The sequence below is a fragment of the Pseudaestuariivita sp. genome (assembly GCF_052825805.1).
Map to the genome: position 1 here is coordinate 149,564 of NZ_JBRBVB010000015.1, position 12,738 is coordinate 162,301.

Annotated in this window: 12 protein-coding genes; 6 read left to right on the forward strand and 6 right to left on the reverse strand. The window is 67.9% G+C overall.

The window, feature by feature from the left end; all coding sequences use genetic code 11:
* Positions 1-18 precede the first annotated feature (18 nt).
* Positions 19-645, reverse strand: coding sequence for a cysteine hydrolase (locus tag ACU0B3_RS16770; RefSeq protein ID WP_446262025.1), 627 nt, complete (start codon positions 643-645; stop codon positions 19-21).
* Between the two features lie 122 nt (positions 646-767).
* Here ACU0B3_RS16770 and ACU0B3_RS16775 point away from each other — a divergent pair, with 122 nt between their 5' ends.
* From ACU0B3_RS16775 to ACU0B3_RS16800, 6 genes are read left to right on the forward strand one after another with little or no spacing between them, the layout of a single operon-like run.
* A complete protein-coding gene (locus ACU0B3_RS16775; protein WP_446262026.1) occupies positions 768-1,940 on the forward strand; it encodes an FAD-dependent oxidoreductase in 1,173 nt (390 codons plus the stop codon).
* Entirely contained in the window at positions 1,937-2,668 is a 732-nt protein-coding gene (locus ACU0B3_RS16780; RefSeq protein WP_446262027.1) for an SDR family NAD(P)-dependent oxidoreductase, read from the forward strand. Before ACU0B3_RS16775 ends, ACU0B3_RS16780 begins: the two co-directional genes overlap by 4 nt.
* Positions 2,665-4,164, forward strand: a complete 1,500-nt coding sequence (locus ACU0B3_RS16785; RefSeq protein WP_446262028.1) for an aldehyde dehydrogenase family protein — start codon at positions 2,665-2,667, stop codon at positions 4,162-4,164. Before ACU0B3_RS16780 ends, ACU0B3_RS16785 begins: the two co-directional genes overlap by 4 nt.
* Positions 4,165-4,195: 31 nt before the next feature.
* Positions 4,196-5,200 (forward strand): TRAP transporter substrate-binding protein, encoded by a 1,005-nt coding sequence (locus ACU0B3_RS16790; RefSeq protein WP_446262029.1) that lies wholly within the window; start codon positions 4,196-4,198, stop codon positions 5,198-5,200.
* Complete coding sequence (locus tag ACU0B3_RS16795; RefSeq protein WP_446262030.1) at positions 5,200-5,766, forward strand: TRAP transporter small permease; 567 nt, start codon at positions 5,200-5,202, stop codon at positions 5,764-5,766. The genes ACU0B3_RS16790 and ACU0B3_RS16795 overlap by 1 nt, the downstream gene beginning before the upstream one ends.
* A complete protein-coding gene (locus ACU0B3_RS16800) occupies positions 5,767-7,080 on the forward strand; it encodes a TRAP transporter large permease (RefSeq protein WP_446262031.1) in 1,314 nt (437 codons plus the stop codon). It begins immediately after the preceding gene.
* 231 nt (positions 7,081-7,311) lie between these two features.
* On the opposite strand, the gene ACU0B3_RS16805 is transcribed toward ACU0B3_RS16800, so the two are convergent.
* The 5 genes from ACU0B3_RS16805 to ACU0B3_RS16825 all read right to left on the reverse strand — a co-directional run bounded on the left by ACU0B3_RS16805 (position 7,312) and on the right by ACU0B3_RS16825 (position 12,685).
* Positions 7,312-7,665, reverse strand: a complete 354-nt coding sequence (locus ACU0B3_RS16805; protein ID WP_446262032.1) for a RidA family protein — start codon at positions 7,663-7,665, stop codon at positions 7,312-7,314.
* 11 nt (positions 7,666-7,676) lie between these two features.
* Positions 7,677-8,651, reverse strand: a complete 975-nt coding sequence (locus ACU0B3_RS16810) for a YeiH family protein (protein WP_446262033.1) — start codon at positions 8,649-8,651, stop codon at positions 7,677-7,679.
* Positions 8,648-9,955: a histidinol dehydrogenase gene (gene hisD, locus ACU0B3_RS16815; protein WP_446262034.1), complete on the reverse strand. Its 1,308-nt coding sequence runs from the start codon at positions 9,953-9,955 to the stop codon at positions 8,648-8,650. Before hisD ends, ACU0B3_RS16810 begins: the two co-directional genes overlap by 4 nt.
* Before the next feature lie 128 nt (positions 9,956-10,083).
* Complete coding sequence (locus ACU0B3_RS16820) at positions 10,084-11,655, reverse strand: ABC transporter permease (RefSeq protein ID WP_446262035.1); 1,572 nt, start codon at positions 11,653-11,655, stop codon at positions 10,084-10,086.
* A gap of 1 nt (position 11,656) precedes the next feature.
* Positions 11,657-12,685 (reverse strand): quaternary amine ABC transporter ATP-binding protein, encoded by a 1,029-nt coding sequence (locus ACU0B3_RS16825; protein WP_446262036.1) that lies wholly within the window; start codon positions 12,683-12,685, stop codon positions 11,657-11,659.
* Positions 12,686-12,738: the final 53 nt, after the last annotated feature.

The following is a 12,738-nucleotide window of genomic DNA, read 5'->3' on the forward strand; positions in this document are numbered from 1 at the left end:
CCTCTGCGTGTGGTGTGTTCAGTCGGTTGGCCTCAGCGCGGCCAGGGCATCCGCGATCTGCGCGATTTGCCCCACGCTCGACAGGTCCGAGATGGCGGCGTCGTGGCGCTCTGCCGAAAAGGCGGCGCAGCCGTCTTCGAGGACGACACACGGGATATCGCGCACATGCGCGTCGCGCACGGTGGCCGCCACACCGCCGTTCGTGACGATGCCGCACACCAGCAGGGTCTCGATGCCTGTCTTGCGGATCAGCCATTCGAGGCGCGTCATGTAGAATGCGGAATAGGCCACCTTTTCAACGGTGTAGTCGGCGGGCTGAAGGGTATCGACAAGCGCGTGCCCCCAGGCACCGGGCGCAAAGTCGCCCGTGCCGAGGAAGGGGCGCAGCAGCTTGAGATGCGGCGAGATCAGCGGCGCGCCATCTGGTCCCGGCACCAGCGTGAACTGGGTGGAGATGACACTGCCGCCCGCGGCGCGCAGCGCCTTTGCCAGCGGCGCCACCCGCTCGGGCAGGGCGAGGATGGCCTCCGACGACTGGCCCGCGCGGCCATAGGCGCCCTCGGCATCCAGAAAGTCGTTCTGTAGGTCCACGATCAAAAGGGCGGTCCGCTCGGGCCGGAGCGCGGCAAGGGTTTTCTGGGACATGCGTTTGGGGTGTGTCTTTTGTTTTTGACTTTCGAGAAAAAGATATAGAAATATATCCACATGTCAAATGCTGCCCGCTCGATCCTGCGCCCTGCCGCGCGCCTTGTCTCGATGAGGGCACGGTGAAGCCCGTGCTCATCGTGGGTGCCGGCCCCGTGGGGTTGACGCTGGCGTGGCGGCTGAGTTCAGCGGGCCTTCCGGTGCAGGTCTTCGAGGCCGAGCCCGGCATCCCGGACCAGCTGCGCGCCTCGACCTTTCATCCGCCGACGCTCGACATGTTCGACGCCAGTGGCATCACGGCCGAGCTGATCGCTGCGGGTCGGATCACGCCCAGCTGGCAGATCCGCATGCATGACACGGGCGCGCGCGCGGTCTTTGACCTTGGCGTGCTCTCGGACCGTACGGCGCATCCCTACCGCTTGCAGTGCAGGCAGGCGCGGCTCTGCGACGCCCTCCTTGCGCGTTTGCCGGGCGGCTGCGTGCACTTCGGTGCACAGGTTTCACAGGTGGGTCAGCAGGACGGCTCCGCCTGGCTCGAGGTCGCCGGCAGCCGTATCGAAGGCAGTTTTGTCGTCGGTTGCGACGGGGCGCGCAGCATCGTGCGCAAGGCCGCCGGCCTCAGCTTTTCAGGCGAGACCTACCCTGAGAACACCATCCTTGCGACCACCGACTTCCCCTTCGAGGCGCATATCGATGGGCTGTCGGGTGTGAACTACATCTGGGAGCCGCGCGGGACTTTCTCGCTGTTGCGGCTGCCTGATCTCTGGCGCATCTCGCTGCACCCCCGTGCCGGGGAAAGCGCCGAGGACGCGCTCGAAGATGCCGCCATCCAGGCGCGGGTCGATGAGCTTTTGCCGGGTCACCCGCCGATCCAGATCCACGAAAAGCGGGTCTACAGGGTCCATCGCCGGATCGTTGACACCTATTGGCAGGGCCGCCTCGTGCTGGCCGGAGACGCGGCGCATCTCAACTCGCCCAAGGGCGGGATGGGCATGAACGGAGGTGTGCACGACGCCATGGCGCTGGCCGAGGCTCTTGTCGCGATCGCTGGCGGCGCGGCGCCGGGCACGCAGCTTGCGCGGTATGACGCGCAGCGCCGTCCGGTGGCCGCCGAGGAGATCCTTGCACAGGCCGACGCCAACCGAAAGCGCATGAACACCGTCGATCCCGAGGCGCGGGCCGCACATCTTGCTGAGCTCAAGGCGATTGCGGGCGATCCGGCGCGGGCGCGGGCGTTTCTGGCCAAATCGTCGATGTTCGACGGGCTCGCGCGCGCAGCGGCGGCCGTGGCATGAGCGGCGTCTGGGCGATCTTTGGCGGGGCGGGCGGCATTGGCCGGGCGCTGTGCGCGCTCTGCGAGGCGCGGGGGCAGGCGCATGTGGTCTTTGACCTCGCGGCATCGCTTGAGAAGCACCCTCCGGCGTGCGCGAGCCGCGCGCTGGATGCGGGCGATCCCGCGAGCTGTGCGGAGGCCGTGGCGGCGCTTGCTCCTGACGGAGGCTTTGCCGCGGCTGCGATGCTGCCGGGGTTCGTGGGTCCCAAGGCGCCGCTTGCTGCCGGGCCGGATGCGGCGTGGGACGAGGTGATCGCGGGCAATCTGACGGGAACCTACACGCTGATACAGGCCGTGTTGCCGCATATGGCGCGTCCGGGCGGCGCGTTGGTCCTGACGGGGTCGGGGCTGGGGCATTTTCCGCGCCCCGGCTATGGCGCCTATGCCGTGGCCAAGGCTGGCGTTGCGGCGCTGGGCCGGCAGCTTGCGTTGGAGCTTGCGCCGGATGTGCGGGTGAACACCGTGGCGCCGTCGGCGGTCGACACGGCTTTTCTGCGGGGCGGCACGGGGCGTTCGGACGAGGCGCGCGAGACGCGGATCGACGTCGATGCCTACGGCGCGCAGGTCCCGCTGGGGCGCATTGCCCAGCCGGCGGACGTGGCCGGTCCGATGGCGTTCCTGATGGGGCCGGACGCGGCCTACGTGACCGGGCAGACTTTGCATATCAACGGCGGGAGCTTTATTGCATGACACACGGGTTCGCGCTTCCCACCACCGCGCCTGACCGCATCGGAGGGCTCGTCGCAGGCAAGGCCAGTTCGGGTGGCGGGGTCGACCTGCCGGTCTTTTACCCGGGCACGGGCGCGCAGGTCACGGTCCTGACCGAAGACGGTCCCGAGGCGGTGGCAGAGGCCGTGGGCGCCGCGCGCCGTGCCTTTGACGCCGGGCCCTGGCCGCGGCTGGGGACCGAGGCGCGCGCGGCGGTGCTGCGCACGTGCCAGCAAGTGATCCTCGACAATGCCGACGCGCTGGCGCGGCTGGAGTGCCTGAACACGGGGTTGGTGCTGCGTGAGCTGCGGGACCGCCACGTCCGGCGCGCGGCCTACAACTTTGGCTTTTTCGCGGACTTCATCCTGCAGCAGGCGGGCGCACGGTATGACCAGGCGGACGGGTACCTGACCACGGTCAGCCTCGAGCCGGCAGGCGTCGCCGCGCTCATCGCGCCGTGGAACGCGCCCGTTGCGCTGGCCTCGATGAAGGTCGCGGCGGCGCTTGCGTTCGGCAATACCTGCGTGCTCAAACCCTCCGAGCAGACGCCGCTTGCCATCGCGCGCATGGTGGAGCTCTTGAGCGAGGTTTTGCCAGAGGGCGTTCTGAACCTCGTCAATGGGCGCGGCACCGTCACAGGCGCGGCCCTCGTGGCCGACAGCCGCGTGGACCGCGTCAGCTTTACCGGCGGCACCGAGACGGGACGGCACATCATGTCGGCGGCGGGGCGCAACCTGACCCCCTGCACGATGGAGCTGGGCGGCAAGTCGGCCAACATCATCTTTGCGTCTGCCGACCTCGAGCGGGCGCTCGACGGCGCGCTCCTCGGCATCTTTTCCAACAACGGGCAGCAGTGCCTGGCCGGCTCGCGCATCCTCGTCGAGCGGTCGATCTTTGACGACTTTGTCGGAGCCTTTGTCGAGCGAGCCGGGCGGATCGTCGTGGGGGATCCGATGTCGGACACCACCGAGATCGGCCCGCTCGCCTCGCAGGCGCATATGGAGCGGGTGCTCTCGTATGTCGGCATTGCCGAGGCGGATGGAGGCACGCTCTTGACGGGCGGCGCGCGGCGCGCGGACCTCGGGGAGGGCTACTACGTCAGCCCCACGGCGGTCACCGCCCCCTCGAACGACACGCGCGTGGCGCAGGAGGAGATCTTCGGCCCGTTCGGCACCTTCCTGCCGTTTTACACGGCGGATGAGGCGGCCGCGATGGCCAACGCGACGGAGTTCGGCCTCGTCGCCTATGTCTGGTCCGATCACCTGCCCACGGTCATGTCTGTCACGGACCGGCTGCGGGCCGGCGTTCTGTGGGTCAACACGCCCATGATGCGCGAGCTGCGCGCGCCCTTTGGCGGCTACGGCGCCTCCGGCGTCTGGCGCGAGGGCGGTCGGGCCTGCGCCGATTTCTACACCGAAGCCAAGACGACGACGATTCCCAAAACCCCACCGCCCCTGCGCCCGCTCGGGCGCGCCTAGGGCGCCACGACATACCACAGGAGGAAGACCCATGGGATTTCTAAGAAAGAACGCACTGGCCTTTACGGCGCTCGCCGCGATGGCGCTGCCGGCGGCGGCGCAGGACCTCGTGAAGGTCGGCGCCTTTGTCCCCGAGCAATCGGTGGGCGTGGCCAAGGTCATCAAGCCCTGGATGGAGGCCGTCTCGGCTGAAACGGGCGACGTGCGCATGCAGGGGTTCTGGGGCGGCACGCTCGGCAAGAGCCCGTTTGCCCAGTTCGATCTGGTGCAGAACGGGGTGGCGGACGTCACCTGGGTGCTGCCCGGGTACACGGCTGGCCAGTTCCCGGAGCTGAGCCTCTTTGAGCTGCCGTTCCTTTTCGAATCCGCCGAAGAGGCGTCGGTCGTCGGCTGGAAGCTGCACGAGCAGGGCCTGATCTCGGGTCTCGACGGAGTGCATCTGGTCGGCTTTTTCACCACCGAGCCGAACGGCATCTACATGGCCGAGCCGATCGAGAGCCTCGATGACATCTCGGGCAAGAAGCTGCGCTCGGTCGGGCCGGTGCATGCGAACTTTCTCGAGACCTTTGGCGCGGCACCGCAGACGCTGAGCTCGGGCGAGATGAACGAGGCGCTCAACCGCGGCACCATCGACGGTGTCATCCAGAGCTGGTCGGGCCTGCGCACGTTCAAGACGCTGCCGCTGATCTCGCAGGAGTACAAGGTGCCGGTCGGCGTGATCCCCTTCCTGCTGCTCATGAACGAGGACAAGTGGAACAGCCTGACGCCCGCCGCTCAGGATGCGGTGATGAAGCACGGCGGCATGGCCATGGCCGAGATGGGCGCCGAAGCCTACCTTGGCGCGGGTGAAGCGATCGTGGCGGATGTCTCGGCCGAGGGCCGGATCGGGCTCGACGGGCCGAGCGGCGCGGAGATGGACGCCTACGGCGAACGCGCGCAGGCGGTGCACCAGTGGTGGATCGACAACACACCGAACGGCCAGGCGGTCTATGACGCGGCCATGGCGGCGCTGGCCGAGCACCGGGGCAACAGCTGATGGCCGGGAGCGCGGTGCAGGCGCCTGAGGCCAGCGCGGCGCTGGCGCGGCGGCTCGACCGCATCACGCAGTCCGTCGCCCTTGCCGGGTTCTTCGGGCTGGTCTGCATCGCGTTCCTGACCTTTTACGACGGCGCGGCACGCTACCTGGGCATTCCGCGTCTGTCGGGCTTCAGCGACTACGGAGAGCTGGTCTATCCGATCGTCATCTCCAGCTGCTTTTCCGCGGGCCTCCTGCGGCAGAGCAACATCACGGTGCGCGTGATCGGTGAGCTCGCCGGGCCGCGCGTCACCGCCGTGCTCGAGGCCATTGCCGGCCTCATCGTGCTGGCCTTTTTCGCGGTCCTTGTCTGGCAGTTCGTGGAGCTGACGGGCAAGTACGCCGACGCGGGGCGCACGACGCGCACCATTTCGCTGCCGCTTGCGCCTGCCTGGGTCATCACGACCATCATCATGGCGCTCTGCATCCCCGTGCAGGTCTACGTGACCTATGCCTGGATGCGCACGGTCGTCACCGGGCATCCCCCGCCCCACATGCAACTCAAGAAATCGTCCGAGGTCGCGTAAGTGGTCGCAGATCCCTTTGTCGTCGGCACCGCCGGCCTGGTCGCCATGTTCGTGCTGATCCTGATGCAGGTGCCTGTCGGCATCGCCATGGGCGTTGTCGGCGTGGTCGGCACCGGCCTCATCATCGGGTTCGGACCGGCGCTGACGCTGCTTGGCACGGAGCCGGCCTCTGCCATCTCGGCCGAGGGGCTGGCGGTGATCGCCATGTTCCTATTGATGGGCAACCTTGCCAATGTCGGCGGCTTGTCCGGGGAGCTCTACCGGTTGGCCTACGCCTGGCTCGGCCACCGCAAGGGCGGGCTGATCTACGCGACCATCGGCGCCTGTGCGGGCTTCGGCGCCGTCTGCGGCTCGTCGGTCGCCACTGCGGCGACGATGGTGCGCATTGCGCTGCCGGAGATGATCGAGCGGGGCTACTCGCGGTCGCTCGCCTCGGGCGCCATCGCGTCCGGCGGCACGCTGGGCATGATCGTGCCGCCCTCGGTGGTGATGATCCTCTATGCGATCCTGACGGAGAACTCGATCATCGCGCTCTTTCTCGCGGCGGTGATCCCGGGGATCCTGGCGGTCGTCTTTTACTTTGTGGCGATCTCGATCACGATGCGGCTCTACCCGGACCTTGGCCCGGTGGGACCCAAGACCGACTGGACCGAGCGCTGGCGCACGACGCGGGCCAGCTGGGCGGTGCTGCTTTTGGCGGTGGCCGTGTCGGGTGGCATCTACTCGGGTATCTTTACCGTGACCGAAGCGGCGGCGGTGGGCGCCTGCTTGGCGCTGCTCCTCGCGCTCGGGCGGCGGCGTCTGAACACGCCGCGCTTTCTCAGCTGCCTTGGAGACACGGCGTCGAACACCGGGCTGATCTTTGTCATCATCATCGGCGCGTCTGTCTTTTCCTACTTTGCCACGCTCTCGGGGCTGCCGGCGGCGACGGTGGCCTGGATCGAGAGCCTTGGCCTGCCGCCCCTTGCCGTCATCTTTGCGCTCACGCTTTTCTACATCGTGCTCGGGTCGATCTTTGACACCATCGCGGCGATGGTGCTGACGCTGCCATTTGTCTATCCGCTTGTGATCTCGATGGGGTACGACCCGATCTGGTGGGGCGTCGTGAACATCGTGGTGATCGAGCTGGGCATGATCACGCCGCCCATCGGCATCAACGTCTTTGTCCTGCACTCGATGGCCGATGACCTCCCGCTGTCCAAGATCTTCAAGGGCGTGATCCCGTTCCTGCTCGCGGACGTGGTGCGGCTGGTGATCCTGATCCTCATCCCGGGGCTCAGTCTGTGGCTGCCGGGCGCGCTGGGATGGCTCTAGTGGTGGCCTTTCTGGATTTCGTAACTTTAGGCCAGATACACCTCGCCTCATCCCAAGCACCCGCCTGACGGGCACCGTCATGCCGCGTCATGCCGAAGGCATGCCTTCGGCATGACCCGCCCCCGCCAAACCGTAGGTTTGCCTCCGGCAAAACGGGCGGCGCGATGCGCCACCCCGCGGGACGGCGTGTGAACTGGTGGATCCAAAGTGACAGATGAAACGCCGCCTGCCTTAGGACCCGCGCTTGGCCGCCGTCACGATGATCTCGACAAAGAGCTCGGGGCTGGCGAGTTTTGCCTCGCCGCAGGCGCGTGCCGGCTCGCAGCCGTCCGTGACCCAGGCATCCCAGACCGCGTTCATCTCGGCGAAATGCGCCATGTCCGAGAGCCAGATGATGGCCTGCAGGATGTGATCCTTGTCCGAGCCGGCCTCGGCCAGCAGCGCCTCGACCTTGGCCAGCGTCTCTTCGGTCTGGCGTGTGACGCTGTCGCCGCGCGTGCCGACCTGGCCGCAAAGGTAGACGGTGTCGTTGTGTTCGACGATCCGGCTCATGCGTCCGGTGCCGTGATGGCGGGTGATGGTCATGTCATGTCCCTTCAGAAGATCAGGCGCTCCAGCGCAAGCGCCGCGCCAAGAAGCAAAAGCGTGCAGCCGACCACCACCGTGGCCGCCTGGGGTCCCACCTGTGCCATATCCTTGAGCGACGTGCGCACGCCAAGCGCGGCGATGGCCGTCAGAAGGAGCCAGCCCGACGCTGTCCGCGCCGCATCGAGGATCAGCTCCGGCAGGGGGACGAGGTTGTTTAGAAGCACCAGCAGCACGAAGACGGTCAGGAACCAGGGCGGCGCGAGGCCGGCCTTGCCCTCGCGAAAGATCAGCGCGGCGGCCAGCACCGCGAGAGGCAGCAGCGCCACGCGCTGCAGTTTGACAAAGGTCGCCGTGTCTCCGGTTGTCTCCGACATCGAATAGCCCGCACCGACCACCTGCGCGACATCGTGGATCGTCGCGCCGATCAGGAAGCCTGCCTGTTCGGGCGTGTGGCCAAGCGCGCCAAAGAGCACCGGGTAGAGCACCATCGCCAGCGTCGAAAGCGCCGTGACGGCGGCCACGACAAAGAGCACGTCGCGCTCGGACACGCGTTGGCGGGGCAGGACGGCAGCCAGCGCCATCGCCGCCGAGGCGCCGCAGATCGCAACGGCGCCACCCGCAAGCGTGCCAAAGGCCGAGGCACGGCCGGTCACCCGCGCCAGCACGAGGCCCGCGGCCATGGTTCCCGCAACGAGGCCGACGACGGCCAGCACCGGCGCCCAGCCGAGGCTCGCGATGTCGTCAAAGCTCAGCCGCAGTCCCAGAAGCGCCACGCCGAGGCGCAGCAGGAACTTGGACGCGACATCCAGCCCCGGCGCCGAGCGAGGTTCGGCGCTGAGGTGGTGAAAGGCCATGCCGATCAGCAGCGCAAAGAGCATCGCAGGCGCGCCGTAATAGCCCGAGAGGCCCGCCGCGGCGATCGCGATCAGCGCGGCCAGCGCAACACCGGGCCAGGCGTCACGCAGCGCTTGGCTTTGCGTCATTCCGCGGCGTCCAGCTCGAAGGTCTCGTCCGGGAAATACTTGGCCAGCCGGATGTCGGCGGTGCGGGCGTGGCCCTCCATCCCCTCGAGCCGGCTGATGCGCGCGGTGGCTTCGGCCACGGGGCGCGCGCCTTGGCGCGTGGCGCGCTGCCAGGTCACGGTCTTCATGTACTTCTGCACCGAAAGCCCGCCCGTGTAGCGCGCGGCGCCCGAGGTCGGCAGGACGTGGTTCGGACCTGCGGCCTTGTCTCCGAACGCCACCGTCGTTTCCTCGCCGAGAAAGAGCGAGCCATAGGCAGAGAGGCGCGCCAGCCACCAGTCGAGGTCCGCGCATTGCACGTGCAGGTGCTCGGGTCCGTAGCTGTCGGAGGTCGCCGCCATCTCCTCGCGCGTGTCGCACAGGATCACGTCGGCATAGTCGCGCCAGGCCGCTTCGGCGTTCTTGGCGTTCAGCTCGGGGAGCTCGGCGATCAGCCGCGGAACCTCGGCTATCACGGTCTCGGCCAGCGCGCGGCTGTCGGTGACAAGCCAGACCGGCGAGTTGTAACCGTGCTCGGCCTGGCCCACGAGGTCCCAGGCCACCAGCCGCGGGTCCGCATTTGCATCCGCGATGACCATGCTGTCTGTGGGGCCTGCGAACATGTCGATGCCAAGCTCGCCAAAGAGCATGCGTTTGGCCTCGGCGACGAACTGGTTGCCGGGACCGACGAGGATGTCCGCCTTTGGCAGACCAAAGAGCCCCATCGCCATCGCGGCCACGCCCTGCACGCCGCCCATGTTGAGGATGCTGTGCGCGCCCGCCAGGTCCATGGTAAAAAGGATCGCGTCGGGGATGCCATGCCCGGGCTTGGGCGGCGAGCAGGCGGTGATGTGGCCGACGCCCGCCACCTCGGCCGTCGTGATGGTCATCAGCGCAGAGGCGACGTGGCTGTAGCGCCCGCCCGGCACGTAGCAGCCGGCGGCGTTGACGGGGATGTGCCTTTGACCGGCGACAAAGCCGGGGCGGACCTCCATCTGGGCGTCCTGGATGGTGCCCTTTTGCATTTCGGCAAAGCGGCGGATGTTGTCATGGGCAAAGCGGATGTCGTCTTTGAGCCGTTCGGGCACGCGCGCAATCGCGGCGTCGATCTGGTCGCGGGTGGCGCGCGCCAGCCCGGTCCAGCCGTCGAGCTTTTCGGCGTAGCCGAGCGCGGCGTCATCGCCGCCGCTGCGCAGGGCGCCGAGCATCTCCGCCACGGTCGCGCGCACATCGGTCTGGGTGTCGTCCGCCGCCATGGCGGCTTTCTTGAGATAGGTGACGGCCATCGGCGCATCCTCCGGTCTGAAACTGAAACATCGGTGAGGGGAGGCGGGACCGCCGGGAGATTACCCCCGGCGGCGCGCGCCTCGTCGCCGTGTCAGCCAGGCTGGAGAATGCGGATGCGCCACGGGCCTCAGTCCTTCTGATCGGCCCGGCGGAATGCGCCCTGCACGATCCGGTCGATGACCATGGCCACAAAGAGGATGGCAAAGCCGCCGAGCAGGCCCGGGCCCTTGGCCGCGAATTGCAGCGCCTCGAGGATGACCTGGCCGAGGCCGCCGCCACCGATAAGCGAGATGATCACCACCATCGACAGGCACATGAGGATCGTCTGGTTGACGCCCGTCATGATCGACGGCAGCGCCAGCGGCAGCTCCACGTCCTTGAGCAGTTGCCAGCGGGTTGCGCCGAACGCGGTCGCGGCCTCCTTGATCGACTCCGGCACGCCCCGCATCCCGAGCGCCGTCAGGCGGATCACGGGAGGCATGCCAAAGATGATCGTCGCAAGGATTCCCGGCGGGTTGCCGGTGCCGAAAAAGGCGATGATCGGGATCAGGTAGACGAAGGCCGGCAGCGTCTGCATCAGGTCGAGCACAGGCTCCGCGATCCGGTAGGCGCGCTTCGACTTGCCGAACCAGATGCCAAGCGGGATGCCCATCACCACGCAGAGCACCACCGCGGCGCCCACGAGGGCGACCGTCTCCATCGCGATCTCCCAGTACCCGAGGAAGGCGATGTAGGCGAGCGCGGCTGCCGTAAAGATCGCAACGCGCGGTCCGGCCGAGCGCCAGCCGACCACGACGATCACCGTCATCACCACCGGCCACGGCGTGCCGATCAGCGCCAGGGAGATCGCGTCGAGCACTTGCCGGACCAGAAGCACGATCCCGTCAAAGGCGCCCGAGCCGTTGCGGGCGGCGTCGTCGATCACCCCCTCGAGCCACCGGGCGCTGACCGAATAGGTCTCGGGATTGGCGGGGAACTCCGCCATCCAGCCCGGCACGCCCTCCACCGTGAAGCGGTAGACCGTCAGCGGGATGATGACCGCGCCGAGCCCGAGCCCGAGCGCGAGGTTGCGCATCGAGAAGCCGGAGGGCGTGGACTTGGGGTCGACGCGCCAGCGGGCGTATTGCTTTTCGTAGACGATGTTCGAGTAGACTGCCTGCACGAGCCGCAGCACCAGCAGCAGCGCAAGCCCCGACAGCAGGATCCCGGTGGCATCGGCGGCTGCGGACTCCGCGGCCTCCCGCGAGCGTTCGGCGGCGCGCATCAGGTTGTTGCCCAGCGTCTCGAACCGGCTGCCGTCCTCGCCGGCGGCGGTCGCCTCGGCAGCGCGGGTCAGGAACTCCTGCGCACGGGCCTCCTGACGCTCGGCGGTGGCCAGATCGTCGGCGCCCAGCTGGCCCCACGTGCCACGCCCGATCTGCACGATGGCGATGATCTCGAGGATGATGAACGCCCAGAACATGCCCCACACGCCGCGCGCCGAGGACCAGAACGGCCCGGCCAAGAAAGCGGCGAGGTTGAATGTCTTCGGCACGCCCGAGGTCGTGTCGTGGATCGTGTGGAATGCTTTGGCGTAGTAATCCGCCCGCGGTCCGGCAAAGGCGCCGATGGAATCGTCGAGCGCCGCGCGGTCGACCTCGATGTCGCGGACAGCGCCAGAGGGCGCGGCGTTCAGCTCGTTTGGGTCGATGGCGGCCATCTCAGCGCCCTCCCTGGATGCCGCGGAGCAGCACGGTTTTGGAAATCACGCCGACCGGCACGCCGCCTTCTTCGACGACAAGCGGGCCCTCGGTCTGCACAGAGACGTCGATCAGCGCGTCGAGATCGCTCTCCCCGCTCACGCGCGGCGCGCCTTCGGGAACGCCCGCGCCATTCAGCGGCTCCATGATCGTGTGCGCCTTGACCAGCTTGAGGCGGCTGATGCCCTGCACGAACTCGCGGACGTAGTCGTCCGCGGGGGCGGTCACGATCTCTTCGGGGGTGCCGATCTGGACGATCACACCGTCCTTCATGATGGCGATGCGCGTGCCGATGCGGATCGCCTCGTCGAGGTCGTGCGTGATAAAGAGCGTCGACTTGTTGAGCTCCTTCACGAGCACCTTGAACTGGTCCTGCAGCTGCAGGCGGATGAGCGGGTCGAGCGCGGAGAACGGCTCGTCCATGAGCAGGATCTCGGGGTCCGAGGCGAGCGCGCGCGCGATGCCGACCCGCTGCTGCATCCCGCCCGACAGCTCCTTGGGAAGCCGGTCCTCGTAGCCGGCGAGGTCCACGAGGCTGAGGCAGTGATCGGAGATCGCCCAGCGCTTGGACTTGGGGATCTTGCGGATTTCGAGGGGGTAGCCGACGTTCTCGCGCACCGAGCGGTGCGGCATCAGCGCCATGTGCTGAAAGACCATGCCGATGTGACGGGCGCGCATCTCGCGCAGCGCCGTCTTGCCCATGGCACCGACGTCTTCGCCCAGCACGCGGATCGTGCCGGCGGAGGGTTCGATCAGGCGGTTGACGTGGCGCACCAGCGTCGATTTGCCCGAGCCCGAAAGGCCCATGATGCAGAAGATCTCGCCGCGGGCGACCTCGAAGGAGGCGTCGCGCACCCCGATGACCGTGCCGAACCGCTCGAGCGCTTGCGCCTTGCCGATCCCTTCTGTCTGGGCCGCGTTGATCGTCTCGGCAGACCGCTCGCCAAAGACTTTCCACACGCCGGACAGTTCAACCACGTTTTCGGTCATGGGCCACTCCCTGGCGCGTGCGCGCCCGTGTTGCGGTCGTCGGCCCGGCTGGG

Excerpts from the sequence above, each read along its gene's own strand:
- ACU0B3_RS16770 (WP_446262025.1), bottom strand. The coding sequence starts at position 645 with ATGTCCCAGAAAACCCTTGCCGCGCTCCGGCCCGAGCGGACCGCCCTT.
- ACU0B3_RS16780 (WP_446262027.1), top strand. The coding sequence starts at position 1,937 with ATGAGCGGCGTCTGGGCGATCTTTGGCGGGGCGGGCGGCATTGGCCGG.
- ACU0B3_RS16785 (WP_446262028.1), top strand. The coding sequence starts at position 2,665 with ATGACACACGGGTTCGCGCTTCCCACCACCGCGCCTGACCGCATCGGA.
- ACU0B3_RS16790 (WP_446262029.1), top strand. The coding sequence starts at position 4,196 with ATGGGATTTCTAAGAAAGAACGCACTGGCCTTTACGGCGCTCGCCGCG.
- ACU0B3_RS16795 (WP_446262030.1), top strand. The coding sequence starts at position 5,200 with ATGGCCGGGAGCGCGGTGCAGGCGCCTGAGGCCAGCGCGGCGCTGGCG.
- ACU0B3_RS16805 (WP_446262032.1), bottom strand. The coding sequence starts at position 7,665 with ATGACCATCACCCGCCATCACGGCACCGGACGCATGAGCCGGATCGTC.
- ACU0B3_RS16810 (WP_446262033.1), bottom strand. The coding sequence starts at position 8,651 with ATGACGCAAAGCCAAGCGCTGCGTGACGCCTGGCCCGGTGTTGCGCTG.
- hisD (WP_446262034.1), bottom strand. The coding sequence starts at position 9,955 with ATGGCCGTCACCTATCTCAAGAAAGCCGCCATGGCGGCGGACGACACC.
- ACU0B3_RS16820 (WP_446262035.1), bottom strand. The coding sequence starts at position 11,655 with ATGGCCGCCATCGACCCAAACGAGCTGAACGCCGCGCCCTCTGGCGCT.
- ACU0B3_RS16825 (WP_446262036.1), bottom strand. The coding sequence starts at position 12,685 with ATGACCGAAAACGTGGTTGAACTGTCCGGCGTGTGGAAAGTCTTTGGC.